The organism is Salinimicrobium sp. WS361 (genome assembly GCF_050750585.1).
Classification (GTDB): Bacteria; Bacteroidota; Bacteroidia; order Flavobacteriales; family Flavobacteriaceae; genus Salinimicrobium.
The window spans coordinates 1-875 of record NZ_JBOJLM010000055.1; the positions used below are offsets into that span (position 1 = coordinate 1).

The window sequence follows — 875 nt, forward strand, 5'->3', positions numbered from 1 at the left end:
GCCCATGGATCTACAGTCCTGGTGATCTGGGTTTCCTGTTGCAGGTGCAGCTGGGTGTTCCTGGCAATCCTTGCAGAGAAATCTGTAGGTAGAGCGATAGCCTCATCAAGGGCATTGGTGTGCAAACTCTGGGTACCACCAAAAGCAGCAGCTGCGGCTTCTATAGAGGTACGTGCCACGTTGTTGAAAGGATCCTGCTCGGTTAAACTCCAGCCGCTGGTTTGGCTGTGGGTTCTAAGCGCAAGAGATTTTTCGTTCTTCGGGTTAAACTGTTTTACCAGTTTTGCCCACAGCATCCTGGCTGCACGCATTTTGGCGATCTCGGTAAAATGATCGAGCCCTATGGCCCAGAAGAATGATAATCTTGGTGCAAAGCTGTCTATATCCATTCCGGCTTCAAGACCTTTCCTGATGTATTCGAGTCCGTCGGCTAATGTATATGCGAGTTCAATCTCACTGGTAGCACCTGCTTCCTGCATGTGGTATCCAGAGATACTAATGCTGTTGAAGCGAGGCATATTTTTGGAAGTATATTCAAAAATATCAGAAATGATCTTCATCGAAGGAGTAGGAGGATAGATGTAAGTATTCCTTACCATAAACTCCTTTAAAATGTCATTTTGAATGGTTCCTGAAAGCAGTTCAGGTTTTACACCCTGTTCTTCAGCGGCAACTATATAAAACGCAAGCACCGGAAGTACTGCCCCGTTCATGGTCATGGAAACCGACATCTGGTCTAGCGGGATCTGGTCAAAGAGCACCTTCATGTCTTCTACCGAGTCTATGGCAACCCCTGCTTTACCAACATCTCCCACCACTCTTTCGTGGTCACTGTCGTAACCGCGGTGAGTAGGAAGATCGAAGGCTACAGAAAG

1 protein-coding gene is annotated in these 875 nt (G+C 47.3%); it reads right to left on the bottom strand.

What is annotated here, in order from left to right:
- Nucleotides 1–875, bottom strand: an 875-nt coding sequence (locus ACQ93I_RS17205; protein ID WP_431699608.1) for a methylmalonyl-CoA mutase family protein, incomplete at both ends; no start/stop codon positions are given.